This window comes from Methylobacterium sp. 17Sr1-1 (genome assembly GCF_003173775.1).
Classification (GTDB): domain Bacteria; phylum Pseudomonadota; class Alphaproteobacteria; order Rhizobiales; family Beijerinckiaceae; genus Methylobacterium.
This window is the reverse complement of the sequence record NZ_CP029552.1, coordinates 4,928,773-4,944,836: the sequence shown is the minus strand read 5'-3', so window position 1 is coordinate 4,944,836 and position 16,064 is coordinate 4,928,773. Positions and strand designations below refer to the sequence as shown.

At 66.5% G+C, this 16,064-nt stretch carries 19 protein-coding genes; all 19 read right to left on the bottom strand.

Features of this window, described 5'->3' with window-relative positions; all coding sequences use genetic code 11:
• Window positions 1–27: 27 nt before the first annotated feature.
• Window positions 28–594 carry a 50S ribosomal protein L5 gene (gene rplE / locus DK412_RS22445; RefSeq protein WP_048425825.1) on the bottom strand — a complete coding sequence of 189 codons (567 nt, stop codon included), beginning with the start codon at window positions 592–594 and terminating at the stop codon, window positions 28–30.
• A complete protein-coding gene (gene rplX / locus DK412_RS22440; RefSeq protein ID WP_093569147.1) occupies window positions 587–904 on the bottom strand; it encodes a 50S ribosomal protein L24 in 318 nt (105 codons plus the stop codon). Before rplX ends, rplE begins: the two co-directional genes overlap by 8 nt.
• Window positions 904–1,272, bottom strand: coding sequence for a 50S ribosomal protein L14 (gene rplN, locus DK412_RS22435; RefSeq protein WP_048425823.1), 369 nt, complete (start codon window positions 1,270–1,272; stop codon window positions 904–906). The genes rplX and rplN overlap by 1 nt, the downstream gene beginning before the upstream one ends.
• 290 nt (window positions 1,273–1,562) lie before the next feature.
• Window positions 1,563–1,817 (bottom strand): 30S ribosomal protein S17, encoded by a 255-nt coding sequence (rpsQ, locus tag DK412_RS22430; protein ID WP_109973763.1) that lies wholly within the window; start codon window positions 1,815–1,817, stop codon window positions 1,563–1,565.
• Window positions 1,818–1,830: 13 nt separating this feature from the next.
• Window positions 1,831–2,046 (bottom strand): 50S ribosomal protein L29, encoded by a 216-nt coding sequence (rpmC, locus tag DK412_RS22425; RefSeq protein ID WP_048425821.1) that lies wholly within the window; start codon window positions 2,044–2,046, stop codon window positions 1,831–1,833.
• 14 nt (window positions 2,047–2,060) lie between these two features.
• Window positions 2,061–2,474, bottom strand: a complete 414-nt coding sequence (gene rplP / locus DK412_RS22420; protein WP_109973762.1) for a 50S ribosomal protein L16 — start codon at window positions 2,472–2,474, stop codon at window positions 2,061–2,063.
• 40 nt (window positions 2,475–2,514) lie between these two features.
• Window positions 2,515–3,246, bottom strand: coding sequence for a 30S ribosomal protein S3 (rpsC, locus tag DK412_RS22415; RefSeq protein WP_093569150.1), 732 nt, complete (start codon window positions 3,244–3,246; stop codon window positions 2,515–2,517).
• A 10-nt stretch (window positions 3,247–3,256) separates the two neighbouring features.
• On the bottom strand, window positions 3,257–3,640 hold the full coding sequence (gene rplV, locus DK412_RS22410) for a 50S ribosomal protein L22 (protein WP_048444830.1): 384 nt from the start codon (window positions 3,638–3,640) through the stop codon (window positions 3,257–3,259).
• A 1-nt stretch (window position 3,641) separates the two neighbouring features.
• A complete protein-coding gene (gene rpsS, locus DK412_RS22405; protein WP_048444829.1) occupies window positions 3,642–3,920 on the bottom strand; it encodes a 30S ribosomal protein S19 in 279 nt (92 codons plus the stop codon).
• A 12-nt stretch (window positions 3,921–3,932) separates the two neighbouring features.
• Entirely contained in the window at window positions 3,933–4,769 is an 837-nt protein-coding gene (rplB, locus tag DK412_RS22400; RefSeq protein ID WP_109973761.1) for a 50S ribosomal protein L2, read from the bottom strand.
• A gap of 26 nt (window positions 4,770–4,795) precedes the next feature.
• Complete coding sequence (locus DK412_RS22395; protein WP_093569152.1) at window positions 4,796–5,092, bottom strand: 50S ribosomal protein L23; 297 nt, start codon at window positions 5,090–5,092, stop codon at window positions 4,796–4,798.
• Window positions 5,089–5,709, bottom strand: coding sequence for a 50S ribosomal protein L4 (rplD, locus tag DK412_RS22390; RefSeq protein ID WP_109973760.1), 621 nt, complete (start codon window positions 5,707–5,709; stop codon window positions 5,089–5,091). The genes DK412_RS22395 and rplD overlap by 4 nt, the downstream gene beginning before the upstream one ends.
• On the bottom strand, window positions 5,709–6,461 hold the full coding sequence (rplC, locus tag DK412_RS22385; protein WP_109973759.1) for a 50S ribosomal protein L3: 753 nt from the start codon (window positions 6,459–6,461) through the stop codon (window positions 5,709–5,711). The genes rplD and rplC overlap by 1 nt, the downstream gene beginning before the upstream one ends.
• A 47-nt stretch (window positions 6,462–6,508) precedes the next feature.
• Window positions 6,509–6,817, bottom strand: a complete 309-nt coding sequence (gene rpsJ / locus DK412_RS22380; RefSeq protein ID WP_012330343.1) for a 30S ribosomal protein S10 — start codon at window positions 6,815–6,817, stop codon at window positions 6,509–6,511.
• 80 nt (window positions 6,818–6,897) lie between these two features.
• On the bottom strand, window positions 6,898–8,088 hold the full coding sequence (gene tuf, locus DK412_RS22375) for an elongation factor Tu (RefSeq protein ID WP_109973750.1): 1,191 nt from the start codon (window positions 8,086–8,088) through the stop codon (window positions 6,898–6,900).
• Between the two features lie 103 nt (window positions 8,089–8,191).
• Window positions 8,192–10,267, bottom strand: coding sequence for an elongation factor G (fusA, locus tag DK412_RS22370; RefSeq protein ID WP_109973758.1), 2,076 nt, complete (start codon window positions 10,265–10,267; stop codon window positions 8,192–8,194).
• Window positions 10,268–10,324: 57 nt separating this feature from the next.
• Window positions 10,325–10,795, bottom strand: a complete 471-nt coding sequence (gene rpsG, locus DK412_RS22365; RefSeq protein WP_093571353.1) for a 30S ribosomal protein S7 — start codon at window positions 10,793–10,795, stop codon at window positions 10,325–10,327.
• Between the two features lie 117 nt (window positions 10,796–10,912).
• Entirely contained in the window at window positions 10,913–11,284 is a 372-nt protein-coding gene (rpsL, locus tag DK412_RS22360) for a 30S ribosomal protein S12 (protein WP_048429408.1), read from the bottom strand.
• A 439-nt stretch (window positions 11,285–11,723) separates the two neighbouring features.
• On the bottom strand, window positions 11,724–15,929 hold the full coding sequence (rpoC, locus tag DK412_RS22355) for a DNA-directed RNA polymerase subunit beta' (RefSeq protein ID WP_109973757.1): 4,206 nt from the start codon (window positions 15,927–15,929) through the stop codon (window positions 11,724–11,726).
• Window positions 15,930–16,064: the final 135 nt, after the last annotated feature.

Genomic DNA, 16,064 nt, shown 5'->3' with positions numbered 1-16,064 from the left:
GTGTCCGCGTATGGGGGCGGTTGGCCCTCACTGCCGGAACGGGAAGTTGAAGTGCTTCAGGAGCGCCCGGGCCTCGGCATCGGTCTTGGCGGTGGTCGCCACGACGATGTCCATGCCCCAGGTGTTCTGGGCCTTGTCGTAGTTGATCTCGGGGAACACCAGGTGCTCCTTGATCCCGAGGGCGTAGTTGCCGCGGCCGTCGAAGGACTTGGGGTTCAGGCCGCGGAAGTCACGCACGCGCGGCAGCGCGATGGTGATCAGGCGGTCCATGAACTCGTACATCCGCTGCTTGCGCAGCGTGACCTTGCAGCCGATCGGCATGTTCTCGCGGACCTTGAAGGTCGCGATCGCCTTGCGGGCCCGGGTGATCACCGGCTTCTGGCCGACGATCAGGCCGAGGTCCTCGGCCGCCACGGTGGCCTTCTTGGAGTCCTGGGTCGACTCGCCGACGCCCATGTTGACGACGATCTTCTCGATCGTCGGCACCTGCATCGGGTTGGTGTAGCCGAACTCCTCGATCAGCTTCGGACGCACCACTTCCTCGTAGTGCTTCTTCAGCCGCGGCGTGTAGCCGTCCTTCAGCGCCTCAGCCATCGATCAGATCTCCCGAGCGCTTCGCGAAGCGAACCTTGCGCCCGTCTTCCAGAATGCGAAAACCGACCCGGGTGGGCTTGCCGTCCTTGGGGTCGGCGACCGCCAGGTTCGACAGGTGGATCGCCGCCTCCTTGGAGATGATCCCGCCCTCGGTGGTCTGGGTCTGGCGCGTGTGGCGCTTCACCAGGTTGATCCCCCGGACCAGGGCCCGATCTTCCTTCGGCATCACCTGGATGACCTCGCCGGTGCGACCCTTGTCGCGGCCGGTCAGGACGACGACCTTGTCGCCCTTCTTCACCTTCGCAGCCATTACAGCACCTCCGGCGCCAGCGAGATGATCTTCATGTGGTTGCGAGCGCGCAGCTCGCGCGGCACGGGCCCGAAGATACGGGTGCCGATCGGCTCCTTCTGGTTGTTGATCAGCACGGCCGCATTGCGGTCGAAGCGGATCACCGAACCGTCGGCCCGACGGACGTCCTTCGCGGTACGAACGACGACCGCCTTCATGACGTCGCCCTTCTTCACCCGGCCCCGCGGAATCGCCTCCTTCACCGACACCACGATGATGTCGCCGACGCCGGCATACTTGCGCTTGGAACCACCGAGTACCTTGATGCACATCACGCGACGTGCGCCGGAATTGTCGGCGACGTCCAGATTCGTCTGCATCTGGATCACGGCCTAACGCCCTTTCCTTGTTTCAGGCAGGTCTCCGGCGGGCACGATTGCCCGGCGGACGGCAGCCTGATGGGGATCTCGCGTCCCCGTCCATTAAAAGACCGCGCAGCAGCGCGTTTTCACGCACTGGCGCGGTCAACGAACGCGATGAGGAGCGCGTCACACGCCCTTCATGTTTCGGTGGAGGCCGGCCGTCTACACCGGATCGGCCTCGTTGGCAAGGAGCCGGAACGCCGGAAGGCGCTCCGTTCCGGCTGGACGCGGAAGGGGCGCCGAAACGGCGCCCCGTCTTACGCCTCGGCGGTCGCGGCGGCCTCGCCCTCGACCAGCTTCCAGGTCTTGAGCTTGGAATAGGGCCGCGACTCCTCGATGAACACCGTCTGGCCGACCTTGGCCACGTTGTTCTCGTCGTGAGCGTGGTAGTTCTTCGACCGGCGGATGGTCTTCTTCATCACCGGGTGGGTGAAGCGACGCTCCACCTTCACGACGACGGTCTTGTCCTGCTTGTCGCTGACGACGACGCCCTGCAGCACGCGCTTCGGCATGGTGGTAACTCCCTTAGCCCTGCGCCGCCTGCAGCGTCTTCTGGCGCTGCAGGGTGCGGACGCGGGCGATGTCGCGGCGCACTTCGCGCACCCGGGCGACGTTCTCGAGCTGACCCGTGGCCCGCTGGAAGCGCAGGTTGAACTGCTCCTTCTTCAGGTTCAGGAGCTCTTCGCCGAGCTGATCCGGCGACAGCGCGCTCAGGTCAGACAGCCTCTGGCTCGACTTCATCTCGAATATTCTCCTCAGTCGGCGATGCGCTGGATGAAGCGCGTGCGGACCGGCAGCTTGGCGGCACCCAGGCGCAGCGCCTCGCGGGCGATGTCCTCGGCCACGCCGTCGATCTCGAACATGATGCGGCCCGGATGCACGCGGGCGGCCCAGTACTCGGGCGCGCCCTTGCCGGAGCCCATGCGGACTTCGGTCGGCTTCGCGGTCACGGGGACGTCGGGGAAGATCCGGATCCAGACCCGGCCCTGACGCTTCATCTCGCGGGTGATCGCGCGGCGGGCCGCCTCGATCTGACGCGCGGTGACCCGCTCCGGCTCCATGGCCTTGAGGCCGTAGGCGCCGAAGTTCAGGTCGGTTCCGCCCTTCGCGAAGCCGTGGATGCGGCCCTTGAACTGCTTGCGGAACTTCGTCTTCTTGGGTTGCAGCATGGCAGCCTCTCAAAACTGAAGGGCGGGGGAAGCGCGGCCCTTAGGCCGCGTCCCGTCCGCCGCGCTCGCCGCGCTCACGGTCGCGACGTCCGCCGGAACGGCCGCCCTCCTCGTGCGCGCGCTTGTCCTGCGCCATCGGGTCGTGCTCGAGGATCTCGCCCTTGAACACCCACACCTTGATGCCGCAGGTGCCGTAGGTGGTGAACGCCGTGGCCGTGCCGTAATCGACGTCGGCGCGCAGGGTATGCAGGGGCACGCGGCCCTCGCGGTACCACTCGAGCCGGGCGATCTCGGCGCCGCCGAGGCGGCCGGAGCAGTTGATGCGGATGCCCTCGGCACCGAGGCGCATCGCCGACTGCACGGCGCGCTTCATGGCGCGCCGGAAGGCGACGCGGCGCTCGAGCTGCTGGGCGATCGAGTCGGCCACCAGGGTGGCGTCGACCTCGGGCTTGCGCACCTCGACGATGTTGATCGTCACGTCGGCCTTGGTCATCGAGTTGACCAGCTTGCGCAGCTTCTCGATGTCCGCGCCCTTCTTGCCGATCACCACGCCCGGACGGCCCGAGTGGATGGTGACGCGGCACTTCTTGTGCGGGCGCTCAATGACGATCTTGGAGACCGCGGCCTGCTTGAGCTGCTTGAGCAGCGCTTTGCGGATCGCGACGTCCTCGTGCATCAGGCGAGCGTACTCGCCCTTGTTGGCGTACCAGCGCGAGTCCCAGGTCCGGTTGATGCCGAGCCGGAGACCGATCGGGTTGACTTTCTGGCCCATCGATTCCTCCTCAGGCGGCTTCGGCCGGGACTTCCCGCACCACGATGGTGAGGTTCGCGAACGGCTTCAGGATGCGGGCGCCACGGCCGCGGGCGCGGGCGTGGAAGCGCTTCAGGACGAGCGCCTTGCCGACATAGGCCTCCTTGACGACGAGATCGTCCACGTCGAGGTCGTGGTTGTTCTCGGCGTTGGCGATCGCGCTCTCGAGGCACTTCTTGACGTCGACCGCGATCCGCTTGCGCGAGAACTGCAGGTCGGCCAGAGCGGTCGAGACCTTCTTGCCGCGGATCAGCTGCGCCACCAGGTTCAGCTTCTGCGGGCTGACGCGCAGCATGCGCGCGACGGCCTTCGCCTCGTTCTGGGGGAGCGCGCGGGGTGCTGCTGCCTTGCCCATATCAGCGCCTCTTCGCCTTCTTGTCGGCCGCGTGACCGTGGAAGGTACGGGTCGGCGAGAACTCGCCGAACTTGTGACCGACCATTTCCTCGGAGACGTAGACCGGAATGTGCTTCTGCCCGTTGTAGACCCCGAAGGTCAGACCAACGAAATGCGGAAGGATCGTGGAGCGACGGCTCCAGATCTTGATCACCTCGTTGCGGCTCGCGCCGCGCGCGGCGTCCGCCTTCTTGAGGAGGTAGCCGTCGACGAACGGCCCCTTCCAGATTGAACGTGCCATGGGACGAAGCCCTTACTTCTTGCGGTTGTGGCGGCTCGACACGATGAACGTGTCGGTGCGCTTGTTCGAGCGGGTCTTCTTGCCCTTGGTGGGGATACCCCACGGCGTGACCGGATGACGACCGCCCGAGGTGCGACCCTCGCCGCCGCCGTGCGGGTGGTCGATCGGGTTCATGGCGACGCCGCGGTTGTGCGGACGCCGGCCGAGCCAGCGGTTGCGGCCCGCCTTGCCGAGCGAGATGTTCATGTGGTCGGGGTTCGAGACCGCGCCCACGGTGGCGTAGCACTGGCCGTGCACCAGGCGCTGCTCGCCCGAGTTCAGGCGCAGCGTGACGTAGCCCTGGTCGCGGCCGACGATCTGGGCGTAGTTGCCCGCGGACCGGGCGATCGCCCCGCCCTTGCCGATCTTCAGCTCGACGTTGTGCACGATCGTGCCGACCGGCATGTTGCCGAGCGGCATGGCGTTGCCGGGCTTGATGTCGACCTGCTCGCCCGAGACGACCCGGTCGCCGGCCTTCACGCGCTGCGGCGCCAGGATGTAGCTCTGCGCCCCACCCTCGTAAGACACCAGCGCGATGAACGCCGTGCGGTTCGGATCGTACTCGATCCGCTCGACGGTGCCGACCTTGCCGGCGTGCTCACGCCGCTTGAAGTCGATGTTGCGCAGCGTCCGCTTGTGGCCGCCGCCACGGAAGCGCACGGTGACGCGACCGAGGTTGTTGCGGCCGCCGCTGGACGACTTGCCCACCGTCAGCGACTTGACCGGCTTGCCCTTGTAGAGCTCCGAACGGTCCACGATCACGAGCTGGCGAAGGCTCGGCGTGACCGGCTTGAATGTCTTCAAAGCCATTGGCTTGTTCCCTTACGCCGTTCCCCTCAGAGCCCGGTCGTGACGTCGATGCTCTGACCCTCTTCGAGGGTCACGATCGCCTTCTTCACGTCCGAACGCTGGCCGCGCTGACCGCGGAACATCTTGGTCTTGCCCTTGGTGGTGAGCGTGTTGACGCTCTTCACCTTGACCTCGAACAGCTTCTCCACCGCTTCCTTGATCTGCGGCTTCGTCGCCTTCGGGGCCACCCGGAACACAACCTTGTTGAGCTCCGAGAGGTTGGTCGCCTTCTCGGTGATCACCGGGGAGACGATCACGTCGTAGTGGCGCGGATCAGCGCTCATTTGAATCGCGCCTCCAGCGCATCGACGGCGGCGCGGGTCAGCACGAGCTTCTCGCGGCGCAGGATGTCGTAGACGTTGATGCCCTGCACCGGCAGGACGTCGATCTGCGGCAGGTTGCGGGCCGCACGGGCGAAGTTCTGGTCGAGCTCGGCGCCGCCGATGATCAGGGCGTTCGAGAGCGACAGCTTGCCGAACCGCTCCTTGAGCGCCTTGGTCTTGCCCTCCTCGAGGCGGGCATCGTCCATGACGATCAGCGCGGCGCTCTTGGCCTTGGCCGAGAGGGCGTGGCGAAGCGCGAGCGCCCGGACCTTCTTGGGCAGGTCGTGGGCGTGTGAGCGGGTGACCGGACCGTGGGCGCGGGCGCCGCCGCGGAACTGCGGAGCGGAGGCAGCGCCGTGACGGGCGTTACCGGTGCCCTTCTGCTTGTACAGCTTCTTGGTCGTGCGGGCGATCTCGCCGCGCTGCTTGGTCTGGTGCGTCCCAGCCTGGCGCTTGGCGAGCTGCCAGCGGACGCAGCGCTGCAGCAGGTCGGCGCGGGGCTCGAGACCGAAGATGGCCTCGTCGAGCTCGAGCGAGCCGGCCTCGGCGCCGTCGAGCGTGGTGATCTCGAACTTCATCACGCGTTCTCCTCGGTGGCCGGAGCCGCGGGAGCCTCGACCTGAGCCTCAGACGGGGTCTCCGACGAAGCAGCGGTCTGCTCGCGGAACTTGCCCGGCATCGGGGCATCGGCCGGCAGCTTGCGCTTCACGGCGTCGCGGACGAAGATCCAGCCGCCGTCGACGCCCGGGACCGAGCCCTCGACCAGGATCAGGCCGCGCTCGACGTCGGTGCGCACGACGCGCAGGTTCTGGGTCGTCACCCGCTCGACGCCGAGATGGCCCGGCATCTTCTTGTTCTTGAAGGTCTTGCCCGGGTCCTGACGGCCGCCGGTCGAACCGATCGAACGGTGCGAGATCGACACGCCGTGGGTGGCGCGCAGACCGCCGAAGTTCCAGCGCTTCATGCCGCCGGCGAAACCTTTACCGGTGGTCGTGCCCGTCACGTCGACGAACTGACCGGCCAGGAAGTGGTCCGCGGTGATCTCGGCGCCGACCGGGATGATCGCGTCCTCGCTGACGCGGAACTCGGCCAGCTTGCGCTTCGGCTCGACCTTCGCAACGGCGAAATGGCCGCGCTGGGCCTTCGTGACGTTCTTGACCTTGGCCTTGCCGACGCCCACCTGGAGCGCGACGTAGCCGTTCTTCTCGACCGTGCGGTGGGCAACCACCTGGCACTGATCGACCTTGAGCACCGTGACCGGAACATGCTCGCCGGCGTCCGTGAAGACGCGGGTCATGCCGACCTTCTGTGCGATGACTCCTGAGCGCATGGTTCTCCCCCGCGCAGCCTAGTGAAGCTCTAAGAACCCGCGGGTCCTCAGAGCTTGATCTCCACGTCGACGCCGGCGGCGAGGTCGAGCTTCATCAGCGCGTCCACGGTCTGGGGCGTCGGATCGACGATGTCGAGCACGCGCTTGTGGGTGCGCATCTCGAACTGCTCGCGCGACTTCTTGTCGATGTGGGGCGAGCGGTTGACGGTGAAGCGCTCGATCCGGGTCGGCAGCGGGATCGGCCCGCGGACCTGGGCTCCGGTCCGCTTCGCCGTCGAGACGATCTCGCGGGTCGACGAGTCCAGGATGCGATGATCGAACGCCTTGAGGCGAATGCGGATATTCTGGCCGTTCATGTGATGTCTACCTCGCGACGGGATGGGGCGGGCACGAGGCCCGCCCCGTCACCTGTCCGCTCGTGGAAGCGCCTGGACGCTTACTCGGTGATGGAGGCGACGACGCCGGCGCCGACGGTGCGGCCGCCTTCGCGGATGGCGAAGCGCAGCTTCTCCTCCATGGCGATCGGCACGATCAGCGTCACGTCCATCGTCACGTTGTCGCCCGGCATCACCATCTCGGTGCCCTCGGGCAGCTGGCACACGCCCGTCACGTCCGTCGTCCGGAAGTAGAACTGCGGACGGTAGTTCGTGAAGAACGGCGTGTGCCGCCCGCCCTCCTCCTTCGTCAGGATGTACGCCTCGGCCTTGAACTTCGTGTGCGGCTTCACCGAACCCGGCTTGCACACCACCTGGCCGCGCTCCACGTCCTCGCGCTTCGTGCCGCGCAGAAGAACGCCGACGTTGTCGCCAGCCTGCCCCTGATCGAGCAGCTTGCGGAACATCTCGACGCCGGTCACCGTCGTGGTGGTGGTGGCGCGGATGCCCACGATCTCCACCGACTCGCCGACCTTCACGATCCCGCGCTCGACACGGCCCGTCACCACCGTGCCGCGGCCCGAGATCGAGAACACGTCCTCGATCGGCATCAGGAACGGCAGGTCGATCGGACGCTCCGGCTGCGGGATGTAGGCGTCCACCGTCTTCATCAGCTCGAGGATCGCCTCGTGGCCGATCTTCGGCTCGCGGTTCTCCAGCGCGCACAGCGCCGAGCCCTTGGTGATCGGGATGTCGTCGCCCGGGAAGTCGTACTTCGACAGAAGCTCGCGCACCTCGAGCTCGACCAGCTCCAGAAGCTCCGGATCGTCGACCATGTCGACCTTGTTCATGAACACCACCAGCGCCGGCACGCCGACCTGGCGGGCGAGCAGGATGTGCTCGCGCGTCTGCGGCATCGGGCCGTCGGCCGCCGACACCACCAGGATCGCGCCGTCCATCTGCGCGGCACCCGTGATCATGTTCTTCACGTAGTCGGCGTGACCGGGGCAGTCGACGTGCGCGTAGTGACGGTTCGGCGTCTCGTACTCGACGTGCGCCGTCGAGATCGTGATGCCGCGCGCTTTCTCCTCCGGCGCCTTGTCGATCTGGTCGTACGCCGTGAACGTGGCGCCGCCCGACTCGGCCAGGACCTTCGTGATCGCCGCGGTCAGAGAGGTCTTGCCATGGTCAACGTGACCAATGGTGCCGATGTTGCAGTGCGGCTTCGTCCGCGAAAACTTTTCCTTGGCCATCGCCAAAACTCCGTCGATCGAATGCGTGCGTTTTAGTCTCGAGGTGGTGCCCGCCATGGCGGGCACCGAAGCTGCGAGCTGGCCTGAGATCAGGCCCAACTCATCAGGCGTACTTGGCAACCACCTTCTCGGCCTCGCCGCGCGGGACCTCTTCGTAGTGGTCGAACTGCATCGTGAAGTTTGCGCGACCCTGGGTGAAGGAGCGCAGCTGGTTCACGTAGCCGAACATGTTGGCGAGCGGCACCATCGCGTTGATGACGTTGGCGTTGCCGCGCATGTCCTGGCCCTGGATCTGGCCGCGCCGGGAGTTCAGGTCGCCGATGACCGAACCGGTATAGTCCTCCGGGGTCACGACCTCGACCTTCATCACCGGCTCGAGCAGCACCGAGCCACCCTTCTGCAGGGCCTCGCGGAGCGCCGCCCGCGAGGCGATCTCGAAGGCCAGCGCCGAGGAGTCGACCTCGTGGTAGGCGCCGTCGACCAGCTCCACCTTGATGTCGACCACCGGGAAGCCCGCCAGGATACCGGCGGTCAGCACGCTGTTGAGGCCCTTCTCGACGCCCGGGATGTACTCCTTGGGCACCGAGCCGCCGACGATCTTCGACTCGAACGCGTAGCCGGCACCCGGCTCGTTCGGCTCGACCACGAACTTCACCCGCGCGAACTGGCCGGTACCACCGGTCTGCTTCTTGTGGGTGTAGTCGATCTCGGTGCGCTTGGTCAGCTTCTCCCGGTACGCAACCTGCGGCTGGCCGATATTGGCCTCGACCTTGTAGGTGCGCTTCAGGATGTCGACCTTGATGTCGAGGTGGAGCTCGCCCATCCCCTTCAGGATGGTCTGGCCCGACTCCTGGTCCGTGGAGACCCGGAAGGACGGATCCTCGGCGGCGAGCTTCGAGAGCGCGATGCCGAGCTTCTCCTGGTCCGCCTTGGACTTGGGCTCGACGGCGATCTCGATGACCGGCTCCGGGAACTCCATCTTCTCGAGGATCACGGCCTTGGTCGGATCGCACAGCGTGTCGCCGGTGCGGGTGTCCTTGAGACCCGCGAGCGCCACGATGTCACCGGCGAACGCCTCCTTGATGTCCTCGCGGTTGTTCGCGTGCATCAGGAGCATGCGGCCGACCCGCTCCTTCTTGTCGCGGGTCGAGTTGATGACGTTCGCGCCCGAGTCGATCTTGCCCGAATACACGCGGCAGAAGGTGATCGTGCCGACGTGGGGATCGTCCATGATCTTGAAGGCGAGCATGGAGAAGGGATCGGAGTCGAGCGGCCGGCGGACCACCTCCTCCTCGGTCTTGAAGTCGATGCCCTTGATCTCGCCGCGGTCGGCGGGAGACGGCAGGTAGTCGACGACGCCGTCGAGCAGGGGCTGCACGCCCTTGTTCTTGAACGCCGAGCCGCACATCACCGGGTGGAAGGCGCGGCGCTGCACCGCGGTCCGCACCAGCTTGCGCATGGCGTCCTCGTCCGGCTCGGTGCCGTCGAGGTAGGCGGCCATCGCGTCGTCGTCCATCTCGACGCAGGCCTCGACGAGCTTGGTGCGGTACTCCGCAGCCTGGTCGGCAAGGTCGGCCGGGATCTCCTCCTCGGAGTAGTTGGCGCCGAGCGCCTCACCCGACCACACGATTGCCTTCATCTTGATCAGGTCGATCACGCCCTTGAAGGAGCTCTCGGCGCCGATCGGCAGCTGCAGGCAGACCGGCTTGCCGGCGACGCGGTCGATGATGTCGTCCACGCACTTGAAGAAGTCGGCGCCGATCTTGTCCATCTTGTTGACGAACACGATGCGCGGCACGTCGTACTTGTCGGCCTGGCGCCACACCGTCTCGGTCTGCGGCTCGACGCCCTGGTTGCCGTCGAGCACGCAGACGGCGCCGTCGAGCACGCGGAGCGAGCGCTCCACTTCGATGGTGAAGTCGACGTGGCCGGGGGTGTCGATGATGTTCAGACGCTTGTCGCGCCAGAAGCAGGTGGTCGCAGCCGAGGTGATCGTGATGCCACGCTCCTGCTCCTGCTCCATCCAGTCCATGGTGGCGGCGCCCTCATGGACCTCGCCGATCTTATGGGACTTGCCGGTGTAGTAGAGGATCCGCTCGGTCGTCGTGGTCTTGCCGGCATCGATGTGGGCCATGATGCCGAAGTTGCGGTAGTCCTCGATCGCGTGCGTGCGGGGCATCGGGGGGCTCCTGAAGAAGGGGGCCGCCGCACCCGAAGGGCGGCGGCGAGGCAGCGTTTACCAGCGATAGTGCGAGAACGCGCGGTTGGCCTCGGCCATCCGGTGGGTGTCCTCGCGCTTCTTCACGGCATTGCCGCGGTTGTTGGCGGCGTCGAGCAGCTCGGCGGAGAGACGCTCGACCATGGTGCGGTCGTTGCGCGAACGGGCGGCCTGGATCAGCCAGCGGATCGCCAGCGCCTGGCGGCGCTCGGTGCGGACCTCGACCGGGACCTGGTAGGTCGCGCCGCCGACGCGGCGGGAGCGGACCTCGATCGCCGGGGCGACGTTGTCGAGGGCGGCGCGGAACACCTCGATCGGGTTCGCCTTGGCGCGGGCTTCGATGATGTCGAACGCGCCGTAGACGATGCTCTCGGCGACCGACTTCTTGCCCTCGTACATCACCGAGTTCATGAACTTGGTGAGGACGATGTCGCCGTACTTGGCGTCGGGGATGATCTCGCGCTTCTCGGCGCTGTGGCGGCGGGACATCGCTCGCTCCGTCTTAAGTTCTAAAAATCAACTGTTGTGCCCCACGCAGGCCGCCTGAGCCAGAAGGCCGGCGACATCCTTGCGGGACAGGCGATATAGGTACCGGTCCGCGTCGACTTACTTCGGACGCTTGGCGCCGTACTTCGAGCGGCGCTGCTTGCGGTTCTTGACGCCCTGGGTATCGAGAACGCCGCGCAGGATGTGGTAGCGCACGCCCGGAAGATCCTTCACGCGGCCGCCGCGGATCATCACCACGGAGTGCTCCTGAAGGTTGTGACCCTCGCCCGGGATGTAGCCGATGACCTCGAAGCCGTTGGTCAGGCGCACCTTGGCGACCTTGCGGAGCGCCGAGTTCGGCTTCTTCGGGGTCGTGGTGTAGACGCGGGTGCAGACGCCGCGCTTCTGCGGGCAGGCATCGAGGGCCGGCACCTTGTTGCGGGCCTTCTGCGCCTTCCGCGGATTGGCGATCAGCTGGTTGATCGTCGGCATGCCATTCCTCTCGCAACGCGTCGCCGTCCTGGCGACCGTCGTTTCGCTAAATCTCGTCTGAACGACCGTCGCTTCGGGAAGAAGCGCAACGCAAATCGCGCCCCAGGCTGAAACCAGCCTTTGGCGCGCCATGCGAGCAGAGGACCACCGGGGGCAAGGCCCCAGCGATCATGCCGGTCTGACACGTGTCAGTCGTTGAAGTTCGGTCGCGTTTAGGAGACTTGGATCGAGGCACGAGGGGCACGTCGATCAGCTGTCGCCTACGGCCAGCCGTTCAGTAGGAGGGGCTATTACGGTCTCGTCACACGGACGTCAAGCGGAAACTTTCCCTTAAAGCTTGGCTGCTTACGCGAAAAGGCCGGCGCCCCCGCGAGGGAGCGCCGGCCTTTTTCAATCGGGTCCGGCGGGCGCCGACGCCCGCCGTCGGGAGCCCCCTGCCCTACTCGGCCGCCGGGAGGTGCTCGGCCACCGCCGCGCCGCTCTCGGCCGACTTCTGGGCCATGATCAGGCCGTCGCGCCGGCGCGCGATCGACTTGATGTCGGAGATCATCGCGCCGGTGCCCGCCGGGATCAGCGAGCCGACGATGACGTTCTCCTTCAAGCCCTCGAGGTTGTCGACCTTGCCGTTGACCGCCGCCTCGGTGAGGACGCGGGTGGTCTCCTGGAACGAGGCCGCCGAGATGAACGAGCGGGTCTGCAGCGAGGCCTTGGTGATGCCGAGCAGGACGGGGACGCCCTGGACCGGCTTCTTGCCCTCGGCGAGCAGCTGCTCGTTGATCTCCGCCAGCTCCATCCGGTCGATCTGGTCGCCGGTCAGGATCTCGGAATCGCCGCCGTCGGTGATCTCCACCTTCTGCAGCATCTGCCGGACGATCACCTCGATGTGCTTGTCGTTGATCGACACGCCCTGCAGCCGGTAGACCTCCTGGATCTCGTTGACGAGGTACGCGGCCAGCTCCTCGACGCCCTTGATCGCCAGGATGTCGTGCGGCGCCGGGTTGCCGTCGACGATAAAGTCGCCCAGCTCGACCACGTCGCCGTCCTGCAGGTGGATGTGCTTGCCCTTCGGGATCAGGTACTCCACCGGCTCGGAGCCGTCGTGCGGGGTCAGGCTCAGGCGGCGCTTGTTCTTGTAGTCGCGCCCGAACGAGATCGTGCCGGACTTCTCGGCGATGATCGCCGCGTCCTTGGGCCGGCGCGCCTCGAACAGCTCCGCCACCCGCGGCAGACCGCCGGTGATGTCGCGGGTCTTGGCGCTCTCGGTCGAGACGCGGGCGAGGATGTCGCCGGCCTTGACCCGGGTGCCCGGATCGACGCCGATGATCGCCTCGACCGGCAGGAGCGAGCGCGCGTCCGAGCCGCGCGGCAGCTTCTGCACCCGACCGTTCTGGTCGTGAACCGCGATCGCCGGACGCAGGTCCGCCGTCCGCGCCGAGCCGCGCCAGTCGATGACGACGCGCTTGGCGATGCCCGTCGACTCGTCGGTCGTCTCGGTGATCGACTGGCCGTCGATCAGGTCCTCGTAGGCGACGATGCCGTCGATCTCGGTCAGGATCGGCCGGGTATAGGGGTCCCACTCGGCAATGCGCTGGCCGCGCTTGATCGCGTCGCCTTCGTCGACCCGCACGCGGGCGCCGTATTGCAGGCGGTGGACCGCCCGCTCGGTGCCGTCCGGCCCGACGATCACGACCGCCACGTTGCGGCCGGTGGCGATCAGGTCGCCGTCCGAGTTGCGGGCGAGACCGCGGTTGCGGATCTTGACCGTGCCCTCGAAGCTCGACTCGATGAAGGACGAGTCGGCGATCTGCGCCGCACCGCCGATGTGGAAGGTGCGCATCGTGAGCTGGGTGCCCGGCTCGCCGATCGACTGCGCCGCGATCACGCCGACGGCCTCGCCCATGTTGACGGGCGTGCCGCGGGCGAGGTCGCGCCCGTAGCAGGTGGCGCAGACGCCGTTCCGGGTCGCGCAGACCAGGACCGAGCGGATCTTCACCTCCTGGATGCCGGCCTTCGTGATCGGCTCGAGGTGCTTCTCCTCGATCGTCTCGCCCTTGGCGACGATGATCGAGCCGTCATTGGCGACCAGGTCCTCGGCCGTGGCACGGCCGAGGATGCGGGTCGCCAGCGAGGCCACGACCTGGCCGGCATCGATGATCGCGCGCATCCGGATGCCGCTCTCGGTGCCGCAATCCACCTCGCGGATCACCGCGTCCTGCGCCACGTCGACGAGGCGGCGGGTCAGGTACCCGGAGTTGGCGGTCTTGAGCGCGGTATCGGCGAGGCCCTTGCGGGCGCCGTGCGTCGAGTTGAAGTACTCGAGCACGTCCAGGCCTTCCTTGAAGTTCGAGATGATCGGGGTCTCGATGATCTCGCCGGAGGGTTTGGCCATCAGACCGCGCATAGCCGCGAGCTGCTTCATCTGCGCCGGCGAGCCACGGGCGCCCGAGTGGCTCATCATGTAGATCGAGTTGACCTGCTTGTCGGCGCCGTGCTCGTCCTTCTGCACGGACGAGATGCGGTTCATCATCTCGCCGGCGAGACGGTCGGAGCACTTGGCCCAGGCGTCCACGACCTTGTTGTACTTCTCGCCCTGGGTGATCAGGCCGTCCTGGTACTGCTGCTCGTAATCCTTCACGAGCGAGCGGGTCTCATCGACGATCGACCACTTGTTGTCCGGCACCACCATGTCGTCCTTGCCGAACGAGATGCCGGCGCGGAAGGCGTGGATGAAGCCGAGACCCATGATCCGGTCGCAGAAGATCACCGACTCCTTCTGACCGCAATGGCGGTAGACGGTGTCGATCATCGCCGAGATCTCCTTCTTCGTCATCAGCTTGTTGACGACGTCGAAGGGGACGCGCTTGTGGCGCGGAAGCACGCTCGACAGGATCACGCGGCCCGGCGTGGTGTCGTAGATCCGGGTGACCTCGTTCCCTTCGGAATCGAGGCCTTTCCAGCGCCACTTGATCTTGGTGTGCAGCGTGACGGTGCGGGCCGCGAGCGCGTGCTCGAGCTCGCCGAAATTGCCGAACACGCCCTTCATCGGGTTCTTCGGGTCGTTCGGCTTGTGCTCACCCGGCGAGCCGTCGGCGACGATCGACAGGTAGTACAGGCCGAGCACGATGTCCTGCGACGGCACGATGATCGGCGCGCCGTTCGCCGGGTGCAGGATGTTGTTCGTCGACATCATCAGGACGCGCGCTTCCAGCTGCGCCTCGAGCGACAGCGGGACGTGCACGGCCATCTGGTCGCCGTCGAAGTCGGCGTTGAACGCGGCGCAGACCAGCGGGTGCAGCTGGATCGCCTTGCCCTCGATCAGCTTCGGCTCGAAGGCCTGGATGCCGAGGCGGTGCAACGTCGGCGCCCGGTTCAGCATGACGGGATGCTCGCGGATCACCTCGTCCAGGATGTCCCAGACCTCCGGCTTCTCCTTCTCGACGAGCTTCTTCGCCTGCTTCACCGTGGCCGAGAAGCCCTTGGCGTCGAGGCGCGCGTAGATGAACGGCTTGAACAGCTCGAGCGCCATCTTCTTCGGCAGCCCGCACTGGTGCAGCTTCAGCTCCGGACCGACCACGATGACCGAGCGGCCGGAATAGTCCACGCGCTTGCCGAGCAGGTTCTGGCGGAACCGGCCCTGCTTGCCCTTCAGCATGTCGGCGAGCGACTTCAGCGGGCGCTTGTTGGCGCCCGTGATGACGCGGCCGCGCCGGCCGTTGTCGAACAGCGCGTCGACCGCCTCCTGCAGCATCCGCTTCTCGTTGCGGATGATGATGTCCGGGGCGCGCAGCTCGATCAGCCGCTTCAGGCGGTTATTGCGGTTGATGACGCGGCGATAGAGGTCGTTGAGGTCCGAGGTCGCGAAGCGGCCGCCGTCGAGCGGGACGAGCGGGCGCAGATCCGGCGGGATGACCGGCACGACGGTCAGGATCATCCATTCGGGCCGGTTGCCCGAGAGCTGGAACGCCTCGATGATCTTGAGGCGCTTGAGCAGCTTCTTGGGCTTCAGCTCGGAGGTGGTGGTGGCGATCTCCTCGCGCAGGTCGGCCGCGATCTTGTCGAGGTCGAGCTCCTGCAGGATGCGCCGGATCGCCTCCGCGCCGATCATGGCGGTGAAGCTGTCCTCGCCGTACTCCTCCTGGGCGCGCAGGTACTCCTCCTCCGAGAGGAGCTGACGCTCCTTCAGGGGGGTGAGGCCCGGCTCGATGACGACGTAGGACTCGAAGTACAGGATGCGCTCGAGGTCCTTGAGCGCCATGTCGAGCAGCAGGCCGATGCGGCTCGGCAGCGACTTCAGGAACCAGATATGGGCGACGGGCGCGGCGAGCTCGATATGACCCATGCGGTCGCGACGGACGCGCGCGAGGGTCACCTCGACGCCGCACTTCTCGCAGATCACGCCCTTGTACTTCATGCGCTTGTACTTGCCGCACAAGCACTCGTAGTCCTTGATCGGCCCGAAGATCCGGGCGCAGAACAAGCCGTCACGCTCGGGCTTGAACGTGCGGTAGTTGATGGTCTCGGGCTTCTTGATCTCGCCGTAGGACCAGGACAGGATCTTCTCAGGCGACGAGATCGAGATCTTGATCTGGTCGAAGCTCTGAGGCTGAGCCTGCTGGTTGAAAAGATTCATGACCTCTTGGTTCATGATCTGCTCCTTGGCTGACGGGGCGCCGCGAAGGGCCGGGCGAAGGGCCAGGTAAGCGGCCGCCGTCTGATGAAACGGGTTTCGGCGGCCGGGGCCCTCGCGCTGAGGGCCCCGCCGCCGTCGTCAGGATGGGAT